This window comes from Paenibacillus sp. FW104-T2, from assembly GCF_058789975.1.
In genome coordinates this window covers 14,618-31,332 of the sequence record NZ_JBYTCE010000017.1, presented here as the reverse complement: position 1 = coordinate 31,332, position 16,715 = coordinate 14,618, and the positions used below count along the sequence as shown (strand labels likewise).

Sequence of the window (16,715 nt, the reverse complement as noted above, 5' to 3'; positions counted from 1 at the left end):
GAGAGAACAGGAGGGACAATTCATGACACATGTATACGATTTAATCGCAATAGGAACCGGAAGTGCAGCGAATTCAGTTGTATCTCGCTGTGCTGAAGCTGGTTGGAAAATAGCCGTGATTGATGAGCGTGAATTTGGCGGAACTTGCGCGCTGCGAGGCTGCGATCCGAAGAAAGTATTAGCGGGAGCTGCTCAACTGATCGACTGGAATGAACGAATGCTGGGGAAGGGTGTTCAGGGAAGAACGACCATAAACTGGCCGGAACTTATGGCCTTCAAACGAACATTTACGGAGAGCATTCCGAGAGCCAGCGAGGATAAATTCAAACAGGCCGGCATGGATACCTTCCATGGCAAGGCTTCTTTTGTAGATGAAGATCACATTCGTGTGGGAGATGAAGTGCTGCATGGAAAACATATTCTGATTGCAACAGGCGCGCAGCCTGCACCGCTCCCAATAGATGGCTCAGAGCATCTTCTTTACAGCGATGATTTTCTGGAACTGGATCAGCTTCCGAATCAACTGGTTTTGGTGGGCGGAGGTTACATTGCGCTTGAATTTGCCCACATCGCTGCAAGAGCAGGAAGCGAGGTACACATTATCCACCGCGGAGAACGGCCGCTGGAGCAGTTTGATCCGGAGCTTGTTGACTTGCTGGTTCGAAAATCGGAAGAGATCGGCATTCACGTTCATCTGAACGCGGAAGTGAAGTCCATTAGGAAACAGGGGGAGACCTTCGTGGTCAGTGGTACCCGGAACGGAGCCGATCATCAGTGGCATGGTGGAAGGGTCGTGCATGGAGCGGGACGTATCCCTAACGTGGATGGATTGGAACTGGAAAAGGGGAAGGTCAGTTATAGTGAGAGTGGTATTACCGTGAATGAGTATTTACAAAGCACCAGCAACCCCAAAGTATATGCAGCCGGCGACGTTGCTGCAACGAAGGGGCTTCCTCTAACGCCTCTGGCTGGTCAGGAATCACGGGCTGTCGCCATGAATCTGCTGAAGGGCAATCATGCTGAGCCGAGCTACAAAGTTATGCCGTCCATCGTGTTTACCGTACCATCTCTTGGCTCTGTTGGTCTTAGCGTGGATCAAGCGCAAGAGGAAGGCTACGAGGTGAAGGTAAATGACATGTCGCAATGGTATACTTATAAACGGACAAATGAGAAACACGCCATGGCCAAAGTGGTGATCGACAACAACTCAGGACGGATTCTTGGAGCCCATGTACTGGGAAGCGAGACCGAAGAGCTGATTAACCTGTTTGCCATGGCCATTCAGTTTGAACTGACAGCTGATCAGTTAAGCACCATGAATTTTGCATATCCTACGGCTGCATCGGATTTGGGCTCATTAATTTGACGTTTTGACTATGGGAGGGTGTTGAAAACTTGTCTGCAGCACAATTTCTGAGTACACCAGATGCCAAATGGACCACTGAACCGGTTGCAACCCGTACAGAGGGAGAACGTTTCATCGTGGAGGCACAGGAAGGCAGTGATTTTTGGGAGAACACGTTCTACGGATTCAGTCACCAAAATGGACATGCCCTTCTGTCGCCGTGGGACGGTAATAAAGCCGTCGAGATTACGTTTGATCTAAGCTCTTTTACTGAACTTTATGATCAGGCAGGTTTAATGCTCTGGCATAGTCGCGAACAATGGATCAAGGCTGGAGTAGAAGTGAACGATGGGGTCGTTCATGTCGGCGCTGTAGTAACGGATCACTTCTCGGACTGGTCGCTATCTCCCGTTCCGGAATGGGGTGGACGTAAGGTTACCATTCGAGCTTCTTACCACAACGAAGCGGTAGTCATTCGGGCGCGTACGGACGAACATCCTTGGCGAACCATTCGGGTGGCGCGTTTTGCCTATCCGGCGGACAAGCAGGCGGGTCCGTTTCTGTGTTCACCCAAGCGTGCAGGGTTTAAGGTGGCATTTACGAAGTGGAGAACAACGACACCTGACGAGGATTTGCACACCGATCCGCCGATACTGGATTGAGAACGGAAGCACCGTTGAACGTTTCTTTCCATGCCAAACAAGCAAGTCCTTCCTGTGTGGAAGGCTTGCTTGTTTACGTTCTGGAGAAGGGAGCAGACAGAATGTTCAGCAGGATTTCCGCGAGATGTGACGCTGCGATTATTCTGACTTGTCTCTGGATTACTTTTTACACCAAATTACTTCGTTTCGTTGTTTTCACGATTCTCTTCGTTACGTTCTTCAGCTTCGTTCAGCTCACGCATCCGTTCTTCATAATCGTCCAGGAACCATAACGGGTCCATGTTGTCTTCTTCGCCATTGTAATTGATCAGGATCTCTTCGCCCGCTTTGATATCTGTATAAGCATAGAAGTCAAATGTATGGTTTTCAAAGTTGATATCATAGGTTGCGTTGGGCTCGTACGAATGATTGATCAAGCTGCCGTATCCCAGCAAAATGGCGGTGTGGTTGGCACCATACTCAAATACATAATCCTCCAGGATCGTTTTTTCGACATGTTCGTGGTCTTCGTTGGGATAAGGGACAACCGGGGCCTGATGGATCAATTGGCCTTTGGGAATATCCACTGTGGCAAAAACCCCTCGATTAAATTCGCCATCACCCAATTTGGATTGTTTTACTTCAATCATAATGTTCACCTGATGCTCGCTTGAGAGAGCTCCGTTCTATAGTAGTTTAAGGCCAAATTTTAACCGATTCATGCATATAAGGCAAATATGGCGTTGAGTTGTGCAGGTTATAACGATTATAATATACAGGAATGAAGTCTATATAGAAAAGGTGTCATGAATGAGCATATTAAATGTGGAAAAATTAAGTCACGGTTTTGGTGACCGTGCTATCTTTAACGACGTATCTTTCCGCCTGTTGAAAGGCGAGCACATTGGTCTGATCGGGGCCAATGGTGAAGGTAAATCCACCTTCATGAACATTATTACTGGCAAGCTCCAGCCGGATGAGGGCAAAGTCGAGTGGTCTAAGCGCATGCGCGTGGGTTATCTCGATCAGCATGCCGTGCTGAACAAGGGACAATCCATTCGTGATATCCTGCGCAGTGCGTTCCAATACCTGTTCGACATGGAGCAGGAGATGAACGAGATGTATGGCAAGATGGGAGACGTTACTCCCGAGGAACTGGAGCAGCTGCTCGAGGATGTCGGAACCATCCAGGATACCCTGACCAACCAGGACTTTTATATGATTGATGCAAAAGTGGACGAGACTGCACGCGGTCTGGGTCTGACGGATATCGGTCTCGATAAGGACGTTAATGATCTGAGCGGTGGTCAACGGACCAAAGTGCTGCTCGCCAAGCTGTTGCTTGAAAAGCCGGATATTCTGCTCCTCGACGAGCCGACGAACTATCTGGATGAACAGCATATCGAATGGCTGAAGCGTTATTTGCAAGAGTATGAGAATGCATTTATTTTGATCTCGCATGATATTCCATTCCTGAACAGTGTCATTAACTTGATCTATCACATGGAAAATCAGGATCTGACCCGTTACGTGGGTGATTATGATCACTTCCAGGAAGTTTATGAAATGAAAAAGCAGCAGCTCGAATCGGCTTACAAGCGTCAGCAGCAGGAAATTGCCGATCTGAAGGATTTTGTTGCACGTAATAAGGCCAGTGTGGCGACACGCAACATGGCGATGTCCAGACAGAAGAAGCTCGACAAAATGGATGTGATTGAACTCGCCAAGGAGAAGCCGAAGCCACAGTTCAACTTCCGTGATGCCAGAACATCCGGCAAGCTTATTTTTGAAACCAAAGGGCTGGTGATCGGGTACAACGAGCCACTGTCCAGACCGCTGGATCTGCGTATGGAGCGTGGTCAGAAGATTGCACTCGTGGGTGCAAACGGAATCGGTAAAACCACCCTGATGCGCAGCATTTTGGGTGAAATTCCAGCCCTGGAAGGAACAGTTCAGCGCGGGGAGCATCTGGAGATCGGGTACTTCCAGCAGGAAATGAAGGATGCGAACTACAATACCTGTATCGAAGAGATCTGGCAGGAGTTCCCGTCCTATACACAATTCGAGGTTCGTGCTGCACTTGCAAAATGTGGACTGACCACGAAACACATTGAGAGTAAGGTTGCTGTGCTGAGTGGTGGAGAAAAGGCTAAAGTACGTCTGTGCAAACTGATCAACAACGAAACTAACCTGCTTGTACTCGATGAGCCGACGAACCATCTGGACGTGGATGCCAAGGATGAGCTGAAACGCGCGCTCAAAGCCTACAAAGGCAGCATTCTGTTGATTTCACACGAACCGGAATTCTATCGTGATGTTGTGACGGAAACATGGAACTGCGAATCGTGGACAACCAAAGTATTCTAAATTAATGTCTGTCGAAATAAAAAGGTGAGGTTTGTCGCAATCAGAGAATACATCCGTTCTGGCCCCGGTTACATGGTGCCAAATGAGCACAATTGCGAAACAAGCTCGAACCACTAATAAAGAACACGTATTTTGCTTGCGGAAGCAGGCAGGATGCGTGTTCTTTTGCGTGGTTCTGCGAAAAATGTTCGAGTGGTGATGCGGTTGACAGCGTCAATAAGGCGATAATATAATGCGAGAAAGCACTTACATTCTCATGACATAAGCAACCTGTTTCACTACTTAGGGCAAAGAAGACACGGTAATCCGTATTGGGATCATTGCACTTAGCAGGGGAGACAGGTCTTTTTTTTGCCCTCCAATGAAACCGATTTCATTAAATGGAGGAGGTGAAACGCCTTACCGCACGCTGGATACACAGGTAATGCCGAATAACAGCACCGTGTGATCAGGACCATGCTTTCATTTTCCGAGGCAAAGGAGAGAATGGATATTGGATAAAATCAGAAAGCCGCTCATATTCATGTTATCTGCTACGCTCGTGTTATCTTCCGGACCTTTGATGCTGCCAGGCAAGACATATGCTGATGCTTACAACATGTCTGGGACGCTGCTGCAGGACGATTTTTCTGATGGGGATTACTCGGCGTCACCCCCATGGAACGTAAGCTCAGGTCTATGGGAGGTAAGCTCAGATCCTACAGACGCATCGAACCAGACGCTTTTTCAGAGCGATACCGGGGAAGGCATCATCTCCACCGGCGACATCATGTCCGACATGACGGTGTCCATGCGCTTTTACACAGGAGATGGTCAGGGATATCCGGGAATGCTGCCGCGGTTTCAGGATAAGAGCAATTTTTATTATTTTCAAATGCAGGTTCCAGCCAATAAACTCGTCTTCTCCAAGCGGGTGAATGGGGCAGATACAACCTTAAAGTCGGTGGATTATTCTTTTGCCAAACATACATGGTATACCTTGAAAATAGTGCTGTCAGGACCTTCCATTCGCGGGTACATCGTCGAAAACGGAGCAAATCGGTTGGTATTCGATCTGATCGATACAACATACGGTGCGGGCAGCATCGGCATACGAAATCGCTGGCAATCCGTTCATGCAGATGACGTAATCATCGCCGAGCCGCCGCCAGGAAACGATGCTGTGCTCTCAGCTGATAGGCAGACGTCATCCTCGGTCTCGCTGCAATGGACCGAGACAGCAGGTGCGACCAGCTATCGCCTATATCGATCCACCTCGCCTGAAGCGGGATATTCCCTGGTAACGGATACCGATTCACTGGGTTATGTAGACGATGGTTTAATCACCGATACGGTCTATTATTACAAACTCGCCTATGAATACGGGGGAATGACCGAATCGTTATGGTCGGCACCACTTGAGGTTCGGACAGAAGCAACCGCACCGCAGGCTCCAGGAGAATTGAAGGCTCTGGCCCTGAATACATCCAGTGTGAAATTGTCTTGGCCAGCTGTGGATAAGGCAACCGGATACCGTATCGTCCGTTCTGAGGCGGGCAGTGAGCAATATGAGCAGGTGTACGAAGGCCAGGCACTCACTTACACGGATCAAGGTCTTGCATCCGGCCAGGGTTTCAGCTATCGCGTAACGGCGTATAATGCCGCCGGAGAGTCCGAATATACAGCTGCAGAGGTGACAACGTATTTGATGGATTCCCCCGCTGAATTTACCGTTTCGGACGTGACCAGTACGTCGATTACCCTGGGGTGGAATGCACTGCCCGGTTCCGAAGTGATGTATTCCGTATCCAGGGCCACGAGTGCAGGCGGTACGTATCAGGAGGTCTATAGCGGCAGTGCTAACACGTTTAACGATAGCGGCCTGACGATGGGCACAGGATATTATTATATTCTTCAGGCAACTGTGGATGGCGTTCCTTCTCCTGCATCTGCACCGCTGAGTGCTGCCACAATTCGTACGAGCTTTACACCGGGCCAGTTATGGCCGGATCTGGATGGCAAGCCTATCGATGCACATGGGGCTGGCTTTTTCTACGATGAGCAGACCGAAAAATACTACTGGTATGGGGAATATCATACGGGAGGATGGCCAGCCGTTGGCATCCGTGTGTATTCATCGACAGATCTGCTGAACTGGACGGATGAAGGCATGGCACTCACGATGATTCAATCCATGGATGATTTCGAAACGGATCCGTTAATTTCCGAATTGTACGCGGGACGTGAAGACAAGGTGGACATCTGGGCGGATATCCGCAGAGGGCGGATCATTGAACGACCAAAGGTCATCTATAACGACAAAACGAAAAAGTACGTCATGTGGGCTCATATGGATGGAGACAAGGATCCCTACAACGATAATACTAATTACGGAAAGGCGCAGGCGGGTTATGCCATTAGCGATTCGCCTACAGGACCGTTCGTTTACCAGAAGAGCTATCGGATGGACAGAGCCCCGGAAGGGGAGAAAGATTACTTCCCAAGCGATCGGGGCATGGCGCGTGACATGACTTTGTTCAAGGACGAGGATGGTACCGGATATCTCATCTACTCCAGCGAGGAAAACCTGACACTGTATATCTCCAAACTGAACGAAGATTACAGTGATGTTACAGGCTGGCATAAGCAAGGTCTCACGGATGAGAAAGGCAATCCGGTGCGAGATGCTACATATCAGGCGGAATACGGCGTTGATTACGTCAGAGTATTCCCGGGTGGACAACGCGAGGCACCCGCCATGTTTAAATATGAAGGCAAATATTACATTTTGACCTCCGGTGCATCAGGATGGTCCCCGAACGAAAACAAGGTAACTGTGGCGGATAACATTTTTGGTCCATGGTCCACGATGACGAATCCGTTTGTACGCACACTGCCAAGCGATCCCGATCCAGGCAAAGCCTTCGGCACGCAGACCACATCGGTCATCCCGGTTGACCCGGAAAAAGGAAAGTTCATTTACGTGGGGGATACGTGGAACGGGGGCAACTTCTCGAATGATGGTGCAAAATATGTGTTCTTACCGATTGAGTTCGGCATTGGATCTGACATCGCAATAAAATGGTATGACAGCTGGACACCGGATCTGCTGAATTCAATGGGCAAAGTGGACATCGCTGATCCGCTGCCTGAGGCCGTGCCTCTGGGGAAAGTGCCTTCTCTGCCAACAACGGTTAATGTGCGGGATGGAGGGTCGCTTGTGCCAACACCAGCAGTATGGACGGTGGATAACCGGGCGATGACTGCAGGGGATTTTGCCAAACCGGGACCGATTACGCTGCAGGTAACGACACCGGAGTACGGCAACAAGAAACAGGCGGTCCGCGTATATGTCATTCCGGAGAACGCGCTCTATTTCGTGAACAGTGGCGGCTACGAAACGGCTGATTACAAACTAATGGGTGAATATATGAAAGGTTCGCTTGCCAATCCGGGAACGGCGGACCAGATGTATGCGCCGGCGGAAGGACGAAACTGGGGTTATGTTAGTGCGGATGCACTGCCATCCGGTTCAGCTGGCGGGGATATCTACTCCACCGTACGCTATTTGAACGGTGGCAATGTGAGCAATTCACCTAAGGGCAGCGATCTCACCTACACCTTTGAAGTGCCGAATGGAACTTATGATGTGTACGCAGGATTTAACGATCCGTGGACCAATACGTCCCGCAGAGCAAACTTCCTGATTAACGGCAATAACACAGGTCCGGTGACGTATACGCCTGCTAATGTCAGAGCTCATACAGGTATTGCGGTTACGGAGAATAAGCTTGAACTGTTGGTGCGTAATACGGCATCACAGGACCCGTTGATTAGCTGGATCGTGATCGCCAAGCCGGGTGCAGTTCCACCGATGGACAACACGGCCGGGCTGAATGCTGAAATAGCGGATGCAACGAGTACTACGCTTCGCTGGGATGCTCAGTTGGGTGCGGCAAGCTACAAGCTCTACCGTTCGAACAAGGAGCAGGGGGAGTATAATGTCGTTTACAGCGGTAGTCTGCGGGAATACATCGACATCGGGCTGCGTCTTGGCACCGATTACTATTACAAAGTGGAGGCCTTTGACGCGTCGGGGCGTACCATTCATGGTTTATCTACTGCTTATCTAGTGCGTACCGCTGAAGAGACCGCTGCTGATGTGGCTGCACGCATTACAACCTTGGAGGAGCCTTCTGCAGGTGCCAAGCAGTTAAAACTGCCGGTCGTACCGCAAGGCTTTATAGTAAAGATCGCTGCAAGCTCGTTACCATCCGTCATTCAAATCGATGGAACAATCGTGCCGCCATCCAAGGAAACTGCGGTGACATTGGAACTGGAGGTTACTCGAGCCTCGGATGACAGCAGAGCCATGACCCAGCCGTTAACGGTTTACGTACCAGCGTATACGCCTTCCCCGGGCGGATCCGGCTCCGATGGTTCAGGTGGAAATTCTAACGGGGGCTCGAGCAATTCCGGAGGACAACCGGGGTCTGGTACTCCAACACCAGGGAATGCTTCGCAAAAACCTGAACCACAAAAAGACCGTTCCATCCTTGAGCTACAAGGGGTGGCAGATAAGGATGGGGTCGTGCAGACGAAAGTGGATGCTTCTGTAATCCAAGAAGCCTTCCAAGCTGCACCTCTTACAGGTACGGGTTTCCGTCAGGTCGAACTTCGGCAGAAGCCTGTCTCAGGGGCAAGCACTTATGAAGTGTCCTTGCCAGCCTCGTCATTGGCGGATCAAGGCGAATCGCGTGTGTTCCAGCTCGTTACGGAACTGGGAACACTAGAACTTCCTGCGACGCTGTCAACAGAAGACTTGGCAGGCCATGAACTGGCTAAGGTGCGATTCATCCGCATGGATCTGCCCAAAACAGTCGCCGATCAAGTCGGAATGAAGCATGGAGTACGCCTTGAATTCGATTTGGATGGCGATGCTTGGCCAGAAAAACATGAGCTGAAGCTTCACCTGCCTTACCGAACGCTGCAAGGTGCAGAGCGAGATAGAATCGTTGCGTTCTCGTGGAATGCGAACCATGTGGCAGCCCCGTTGCCGCAAAGCCGTTACGATCAAGAGAAGAGGGAGGTAGCCTTCTCCGCAGCGTCGGCAGCAGGAAATTATGCAGCCGTATCTGTGCAGGAGGAATTCGCAGATATCGCGAATGTGCCATGGGCCAAGAATGCATTGGAGGCACTGGCTGTCCGCGGCGTCATCGATGCAACTGATAACGGCAGCGAACGTCAATTACATCCGAAACAGGAGATGACGCGCGGTCAATACGTGCAGTGGCTGACTACGGCACTCGGCTTGAATGGCGCGCCTGGCATTCCGTTCTCGGATGTAAGTTCTGATGCTTCGTACTACGAAGCAGTTAATGCCGCTCGCTCGCTTGGCATTACTGGCGGCACGGGAGATGGGCGCTTTAAGCCTGAAGACACCATCACCCGTCAGGAAATGATGACGCTAACGGTAAGAGCTCTGGAGGTAGCAGGGCTGGTCGAACTTGAATCGGCTTCCACGGATAGCCTTGCTCGCTTCCGCGATGCTTCTGCAATCCGTTCATATGCCCGGGACAGTGTGGCCATTTTAGTGGATCTGGGTATCGTTAGCGGGTACAACGACGAGGTCAAGCCGCTTGCCGAAGCGACCCGTGCTGAATCGGCTGCGCTTGTGTACGCCATGATGGACAAATTGGTGTGGCCTAACTGACGGAAACAATATAACGAAGTAGGAGAAAAAGGCTTACTAAGACCTGGATTGAAGGTCTTAGTAAGCCTTTCTTGCATGACCATAAATGGAGTGAGTTCGTACAAATTGTTCCTTTATCAGCGAAACTGATAAATGTTATAAAATGATTGAAATTGACCCCCAACACCCGGTGTGTTAGGTTCTAGAGAGTAGAAATAAATTTGATCATTTTAGTAGGAATTAAAATTGAAGCAATGCGCGAGGTGGCAAATGGTGGAACTTCAAGTGACAAACAGCCCTTTTAATCAGGAACAGGTTGAGCTGCTCAACCGTCTTATTCCTACATTGAACGATTCACAAAAGACTTGGCTTAGCGGATATTTAACAGCTATTCAGGGGATCGCAGCCGTAGCGGCCGGAACAGGTGCAGCATCAAATGTACAAGCGGAAGCGGTATCGGCTGTCAGTGTACCCCCGGCTTCCCGGGAAGTAACGGTACTCTACGGATCCCAAACAGGGAATTCCAGCGGATTATCCAAGAAGCTGGCTAAGAAATTGGAAGAGCAAGGTCTTCAGGTGACGTTATCATCAATGGGAGATTTCAAACCGAACGGACTGAAAAAAATTGAGAATCTGCTCATTGTTGTCAGTACTCATGGTGAAGGCGAGCCGCCGGATAATGCGATTCCGCTTCATGAGTTCCTGAACAGCAAACGCGCTCCGAAGCTTGATGGATTAAAATATTCCGTGCTGGCGCTGGGAGATACGTCGTATGAGTTCTTCTGCCAAACTGGCAAGGATTTCGACCAGCGTCTGCAGGAGCTTGGTGGTACTCCAATTGTTCCTCGTGTAGACTGTGACGTTGATTTTGACGAAGCGGCAGCGGAATGGATGAATGACGTTCTGGCCTCCCTTAGCAGTACGCCAGCGACTGCGGGCACTCTATCCAGCGAAGCTGTTGTCGCTGCCGTGAGTGGCGGGGAATCTAAATACAATCGGACCAATCCATTCAAGGCAGAAGTGCTGGAGAATCTTAATCTGAACGGCAGGGGATCAGATCGGGAGACTCGTCATATCGAATTGTCTCTGGAAGGTTCCAATCTGGATTACGAGCCGGGAGACAGCCTGGGCGTATTCCCGGAAAATCATCCTCGCCTGGTAGATGAGCTGATTGCAGCCATGGGATGGAATGCCGATGAACGTGTAACGGTGAACAAATCCGGTGAGCAGGTATCGGTATATGAAGCGTTGCTGCGCTATTTCGAAATTACCGCTGTGACCAAACCTGTGGTCCAGGAGCTTGCAAAACTAAGTCCCGACAGTGGACTTGCCGATTTGCTCGCAAATGATGCGGAGTTCCGCAATGTTATGAACAGCTGCGATCTGCTGGATCTGGTACAGGATTATAACCTGAAGGGCATACCGGCGGGAGAGTTTGTTGCCGTTCTTCGTAAAATCCCTGCACGTTTATATTCCATCGCCAGCAGTTCGAAGTCATTCCCGGATGAAGTACATCTTACGGTGCGTACGGTGCGTTACGAAGCGCGCGGAAGAGAGCGTTATGGAGTTTGTTCAGTTCATCTGGCAGAGCGGATTGAGGCAGGTGACAGCCTGCCCGTGTACATTCAGCATAATCCGAACTTCAAATTGCCGGAGAACCCGGATGCCCCAATCATCATGATTGGGCCTGGAACAGGAGTAGCCCCATTCAGATCGTTCCTGGGTGAGCGTGAAGAAACGGGAGCACAGGGCAAAACGTGGTTGTTTTACGGGGATCAACATTTCCTCACGGATTTCCTATATCAAACGGAATGGCAGCGCTGGCTCAAAGACGGCGTGCTCACCAAGATGGATGTGGCCTTCTCTCGGGATACGGAGCATAAGGTATATGTTCAGCATCGGATGCTGGAGAACAGCAAAGAGCTGTATCAATGGCTTCAGGAAGGCGCAGTCATCTATGTGTGCGGTGATGAGAAGAAAATGGCGCATGATGTTCATGGCGCACTTGCTACCATTCTTGAACAAGAGGGCGGTTTGACTTCTGAGCAGGCCTCGGAGTACCTGACTAGGTTGCAACAGGAAAAACGTTATCAGCGGGACGTGTATTAATTCGGAAATACCGGATGAAGGCACCCGCAGAGACGAGAGGAGAAAGCAGCATGGCTTATAATAACTTACTGAATCCACAGCGCGCAAATAGTGATGTGGAAGATATAAAGATCAAAAGTGATTACTTGCGCGGCAGTCTCACTGAAACGCTGGCGGACCGCATTAGCGGTTCGATTCCGGAGGATGACAACCGGCTGATGAAGCATCACGGAAGCTATATGCAGGATGACCGTGATCTGCGCAACGAACGAAACAAGTCGAAGCTTGAGCCTGCTTACCAGTTCATGCTGCGTGTACGAGCTTCGGGCGGAATTGTAACTCCTGAGCAGTGGCTCATGATGGACCGAGTCGCCCATAAATATGCGAACGGAACCATTCGTTTGACTACACGTCAGTCATTCCAGCTTCATGGTGTATTGAAATGGGACCTCAAAAACACGATTCGTGAAGTGAACGATTCCCTGCTGAGCACACTTGCGGCGTGTGGAGATGTGAACCGGAACGTGATGTGTAATCCGAACCCGAATCAGTCCGATGTGCACGCAGAAGTATATGAGTGGGCTTGTCAGGTGAGCAACCATCTGGATCCACGTACTCGCGCATATCATGAGTTGTGGCTGGACGGGGAGAAAGTGATCGATACCGGAGCGAGTGACGAGGAAGTGGAACCCATCTACGGCAAAGTATATCTGCCGCGGAAGTTCAAGATTGGGATTGCGGTCCCTCCATCGAATGATGTCGATGTATTTTCACAGGATCTCGGGTTTATCGCCATCGTCGAGAACGGCAAGCTGCAGGGATTCAACGTGTCGGTAGGCGGCGGAATGGGGATGTCGCATGGTGATCCGAAGACGTATCCACAAGTGTCCAAAGTCATCGGCTTCTGCACACCGGAGCAAATGATTGATGTTGCGGAGAAAACGGTCACGATTCAGCGGGACTATGGAGATCGTGCAGTACGGAAGCATGCACGCTTCAAATATACCATCGATGACCGCGGGCTCGCCTGGTTCGTGGAGGAATTGACAAACCGCCTGGGCTGGAGCTTGGAAGCAGCACGTGCTTACCATTTTGATCATAACGGAGATCGTTACGGCTGGGTCAAAGGCAGCAATGGCAGATGGCATTATACGTTGTTTATCCAAAACGGACGGGTAAAAGATATCGACGGCTATCCGCTTATGACGGGATTGCGCGAAATTGCCAAGATTCATAGTGGCGATTTCCGGCTGACAGCCAACCAAAACCTGATTATCGGGGACATCAGCAGTCAGAAGAAGAAAAAAATCGAAGCGCTGATTCAGCAGTATAATCTTACGGATGGTGCTCATTATTCTGCACTGCGTCGAAGCTCCATGGCGTGTGTAGCACTGCCTACCTGTGGTCTGGCCATGGCAGAGTCCGAGCGCTACCTGCCGTCCCTGATCGACAAGCTGGAACCAGTTCTGGATGAAGCAGGGCTGAGAGACGAAGAGATCGTCATTCGCATGACGGGATGCCCTAACGGGTGTGCACGTCCAATGCTCGCCGAGATTTCGTTTATTGGGAAGGCTCCGGGCAAATACAATATGTATCTGGGTGGCAGCTTTACGGGTCATCGTCTAAACAAGCTTTACAAAGAAAATATTGGTGAAGCAGAGATTCTGGATACGCTGACTCCAATGGTGCATCAGTATGCGAGAGAACGTTATGAAGGGGAACATTTCGGTGATTTTGTTATTCGTGCCGGTTATGTGCCTGAAGTGCTGGACGGCCAGCAGTTTCATGCCTGATTGAATTCGTTTGTTAGAAAGAGCATTCCCTATGGGAGTGCTCTTCGTGCTAGATTCGTTTGATTGACCCGGTATTCGCGAAAAGATTAATGAAAGGCCAGATGACGTTTCAGGCTGGATCTGAAGACCGTTTCCTATGAACATTACCATTATTTCGTCATACTGAACTTGTTGAAGCAGTCTCAACAAGATATAATAACTAGGTAGAATGCAGATTACATGTTGAAAGTGAGCGGAAACGATATGGGTCGTAAGTGGAATAATATTAAGGAAAAAAAAGCTTCAAAAGATGCCAATACAAGCCGGGTTTATGCCAAGTTCGGCGTTGAGATTTATGTAGCTGCCAAGAAGGGTGAACCAGACCCGGAGGCAAACCGCGCGCTGAAAGTCGTGCTGGAACGTGCGAAAACGTATAATGTACCAAAAGCGATTATTGATCGCGCGATGGAAAAAGCCAAAGGCAGCGGGGACGAGAACTATGAAGAGCTGCGTTATGAAGGCTTTGGACCGAATGGTGCGATGGTCATCGTGGATGCTCTCACCAACAATGTGAACCGGACAGCGCCTGAAGTTCGTTCCGCATTTAACAAAAACGGCGGGAACATGGGTGTCAGCGGTTCGGTTGCTTACATGTTTGATCCAACTGCGGTCATCGGCGTAGAAGGCAAAAACGCTGAAGAAGTACTGGAAATCCTGCTCGAAGCAGACGTGGATGTGCGGGATATCGTGGATGAGGATGAAGCCGTGATTGTATACGCGGAGCCAGATCAATTCCATGCCGTACAGGAAGCTTTCAAAGCTGCTGGTGTTACTGAGTTCACCGTAGCCGAGCTGACAATGCTGGCACAAAACCATATTGAACTTCCCGAGGATGCACAGGCTCAATTTGAAAAACTGATTGATGCCCTGGAAGACCTTGAAGATGTTCAGCAAGTGTATCATAACGTAGAGTTTGTATAAGACTACTTGCATATGCTTGTGTCTATAAGAAAAAGAGTGTCCAATCCATCTTGCTGATGGCAGGACACTCTTTTTTTGCATGTGTAATTAAGAATCGGACCGCAGAGCAGGGCGAGGTTTCTCCGCTGTATTGCTTTTACTGCCGCCAAATTTGAACAGTACAATTCCTCCCACGATTACAAGCACCCCGAGCAGCTGATTCCAGGAGAAGGGGATCTTCTCCAGCCCAAGCCAACCCATTGAATCAAACAAGAGAGCAAAACTCAGCTGGGAGGTCAGGACAATGGATATGGCAAAGGTAGGCCCGAGCAGCTTCATTCCCTGAACGAGACAGAATACGACGCCTACCCCGATAGCGCCACTAACCCAATACCATGGCTGCATATGCTGAAAGCTGAACGTGTTTTTGCCTTCTACCAGTATTGAAATCAGGAATGAGGCAAGAAATCCTGTGAAAAGAACCATGGTTGTCGTGGACCATGACCCGGTCTTTTCATTGACTTTACTATTAAAAACGGTTTGCAGACTGACGAGTGAACCTGCAAGTAATGCGAGCAAAATACCCGTAACAATCATTAGCTGTAATCTCCTTATTCATAGATGTTGTGACCTGCAATTTGACGCAAACCGGCTCGATCCTTGACCTGAATAAAACCTTGGTTGCGTTCAATGAACCCGTCTGTACATAGCTTCTGAATGACCCGGTTTAGATGCCGGTAGCTTGTGCCGATCAGATTGGCAATGTCCGTCAGATTGAATGAATCCAGCCCCTCATGTACGACGGTACCTGCCTCCTCGGTGGAGATGGACAGCAGGTAGCTGGCTAACCGTACCTCAACCGGGTACATCAGGTTGAAGCTTGAGAAGTTTGAATCGATGTAGAACTTATGAGAAATGATCTTTAGCAAAAATTTCAGCAAAGGGGCATAGTCGCCTGCATGTTCGGCCAGGTGCCGGTAGTGGATACGCAGCATGACGACAGGCGTGACAGCCTGCACGGTATTGATGATATGACTTTCCCGGACATACTCCACGTCTCCAACAACTTCAAGTGGGGTTTTGAAGCAGAGCACGAGTGTTTTGTCCTGGGCGGACGTCGTAAAAATCTTGATTTTGCCTTCTACCAGCACATATAAGTATTCGGATGCTTCACCCTGGCGGCAGATCAATTCACATTTTTCAAAATGACATACGGTCATCAATGGACGCAGGGGCTCGGGAAATACCGTTTCGAGCTGGTACTGCTTCAAGTAGTTTAACAATTGATTTTCATCATGGACTTCTTCCATAAAGTACTTCGCCCCCGACCTGTTCTTGTGCAAACTAAAAAGAAACTACAGTTTCATAATAATAACACCCGTAATCATGAGCGCTATGCCTAGAAATTGCGGCAGCTTCATCTTCTGCTTCACAACACCAAACCACCCGTTGCTGTCGACCAGAAAAGTCAGGAACAGCTGTGCAATCAGCAGGGCAGAGATCGTGAAGGTTACCCCAATTTGTTGAATGGCAGACACTTCACTGAAAATAATAACCGCACCGAAAGCTCCTCCGGCGAGATATAGCGGTTTGACTTGTTTTAATCCCTGAAGATTGACATCACGGGCAAACATCAGAATGATGGCTGCCAAGATAAAGCCGGTAAACTGTGTAATGGTGGCGGCTTGCCATGTACCCATGTCCGTACTAATCCGGGTGTTGGCCACACCTTGCAGCGTAATGCAGGCACCGCCGAGTAATGCAAAAATAATTCCTTTCATGCTGTACGCTCCTTATCACTGTGTTACTTCGACTTCTATTAAATGATAGAAGTGCCCCGATCGCCAAGGACAAATGTCCTGAACTCCAAA

The 16,715-nt window shown here is 49.6% G+C and carries 11 protein-coding genes; 7 read left to right on the top strand and 4 right to left on the bottom strand.

Annotated elements, in window-relative coordinates:
• Window positions 1–22 precede the first annotated feature (22 nt).
• Window positions 23–1,366 carry a dihydrolipoyl dehydrogenase family protein gene (locus AC3WQ3_RS20120; RefSeq protein ID WP_492473288.1) on the top strand — a complete coding sequence of 448 codons (1,344 nt, stop codon included), beginning with the start codon at window positions 23–25 and terminating at the stop codon, window positions 1,364–1,366.
• 29 nt (window positions 1,367–1,395) lie between these two features.
• Entirely contained in the window at window positions 1,396–2,007 is a 612-nt protein-coding gene (locus AC3WQ3_RS20115; protein ID WP_492473287.1) for a DUF1349 domain-containing protein, read from the top strand.
• Window positions 2,008–2,183: 176 nt separating this feature from the next.
• Here the strand turns inward: AC3WQ3_RS20115 and AC3WQ3_RS20110 are convergent, their stop codons facing one another.
• On the bottom strand, window positions 2,184–2,636 hold the full coding sequence (locus tag AC3WQ3_RS20110; RefSeq protein WP_492473286.1) for an SET domain-containing protein: 453 nt from the start codon (window positions 2,634–2,636) through the stop codon (window positions 2,184–2,186).
• A gap of 160 nt (window positions 2,637–2,796) precedes the next feature.
• On the opposite strand from AC3WQ3_RS20110, the gene AC3WQ3_RS20105 reads away from it, so the two are divergent.
• From AC3WQ3_RS20105 to AC3WQ3_RS20085, 5 genes are all read left to right on the top strand, one after another.
• Complete coding sequence (locus tag AC3WQ3_RS20105; protein ID WP_095287476.1) at window positions 2,797–4,353, top strand: ABC-F family ATP-binding cassette domain-containing protein; 1,557 nt, start codon at window positions 2,797–2,799, stop codon at window positions 4,351–4,353.
• Window positions 4,354–4,846: 493 nt separating this feature from the next.
• Window positions 4,847–10,045 (top strand): S-layer homology domain-containing protein, encoded by a 5,199-nt coding sequence (locus AC3WQ3_RS20100; protein WP_492473285.1) that lies wholly within the window; start codon window positions 4,847–4,849, stop codon window positions 10,043–10,045.
• A gap of 252 nt (window positions 10,046–10,297) precedes the next feature.
• Complete coding sequence (locus AC3WQ3_RS20095; RefSeq protein ID WP_492473284.1) at window positions 10,298–12,133, top strand: assimilatory sulfite reductase (NADPH) flavoprotein subunit; 1,836 nt, start codon at window positions 10,298–10,300, stop codon at window positions 12,131–12,133.
• 50 nt (window positions 12,134–12,183) lie between these two features.
• Window positions 12,184–13,905 (top strand): assimilatory sulfite reductase (NADPH) hemoprotein subunit, encoded by a 1,722-nt coding sequence (cysI, locus tag AC3WQ3_RS20090; protein WP_492473283.1) that lies wholly within the window; start codon window positions 12,184–12,186, stop codon window positions 13,903–13,905.
• 243 nt (window positions 13,906–14,148) lie between these two features.
• A complete protein-coding gene (locus AC3WQ3_RS20085; protein WP_127536594.1) occupies window positions 14,149–14,865 on the top strand; it encodes a YebC/PmpR family DNA-binding transcriptional regulator in 717 nt (238 codons plus the stop codon).
• 87 nt (window positions 14,866–14,952) lie between these two features.
• Here AC3WQ3_RS20085 and AC3WQ3_RS20080 read toward each other — a convergent pair whose 3' ends face one another.
• From AC3WQ3_RS20080 to AC3WQ3_RS20070, 3 genes are read right to left on the bottom strand one after another with little or no spacing between them, the layout of a single operon-like run.
• A complete protein-coding gene (locus AC3WQ3_RS20080; protein WP_336780233.1) occupies window positions 14,953–15,438 on the bottom strand; it encodes a DMT family transporter in 486 nt (161 codons plus the stop codon).
• A 17-nt stretch (window positions 15,439–15,455) separates the two neighbouring features.
• The gene (locus AC3WQ3_RS20075; protein WP_336779833.1) at window positions 15,456–16,154 is read right to left on the bottom strand and encodes a Crp/Fnr family transcriptional regulator; all 699 of its coding nucleotides are present in this window, start codon (window positions 16,152–16,154) and stop codon (window positions 15,456–15,458) included.
• Window positions 16,155–16,199: 45 nt separating this feature from the next.
• The gene (locus AC3WQ3_RS20070; RefSeq protein ID WP_336779834.1) at window positions 16,200–16,625 is read right to left on the bottom strand and encodes a DMT family transporter; all 426 of its coding nucleotides are present in this window, start codon (window positions 16,623–16,625) and stop codon (window positions 16,200–16,202) included.
• Window positions 16,626–16,715: the final 90 nt, after the last annotated feature.

Excerpts from the sequence above, each read along its gene's own strand:
- AC3WQ3_RS20085 (WP_127536594.1), top strand. The coding sequence starts at position 14,149 with ATGGGTCGTAAGTGGAATAATATTAAGGAAAAAAAAGCTTCAAAAGAT.
- cysI (WP_492473283.1), top strand. The coding sequence starts at position 12,184 with ATGGCTTATAATAACTTACTGAATCCACAGCGCGCAAATAGTGATGTG.
- AC3WQ3_RS20110 (WP_492473286.1), bottom strand. The coding sequence starts at position 2,636 with ATGATTGAAGTAAAACAATCCAAATTGGGTGATGGCGAATTTAATCGA.
- AC3WQ3_RS20070 (WP_336779834.1), bottom strand. The coding sequence starts at position 16,625 with ATGAAAGGAATTATTTTTGCATTACTCGGCGGTGCCTGCATTACGCTG.
- AC3WQ3_RS20120 (WP_492473288.1), top strand. The coding sequence starts at position 23 with ATGACACATGTATACGATTTAATCGCAATAGGAACCGGAAGTGCAGCG.
- AC3WQ3_RS20105 (WP_095287476.1), top strand. The coding sequence starts at position 2,797 with ATGAGCATATTAAATGTGGAAAAATTAAGTCACGGTTTTGGTGACCGT.
- AC3WQ3_RS20075 (WP_336779833.1), bottom strand. The coding sequence starts at position 16,154 with ATGGAAGAAGTCCATGATGAAAATCAATTGTTAAACTACTTGAAGCAG.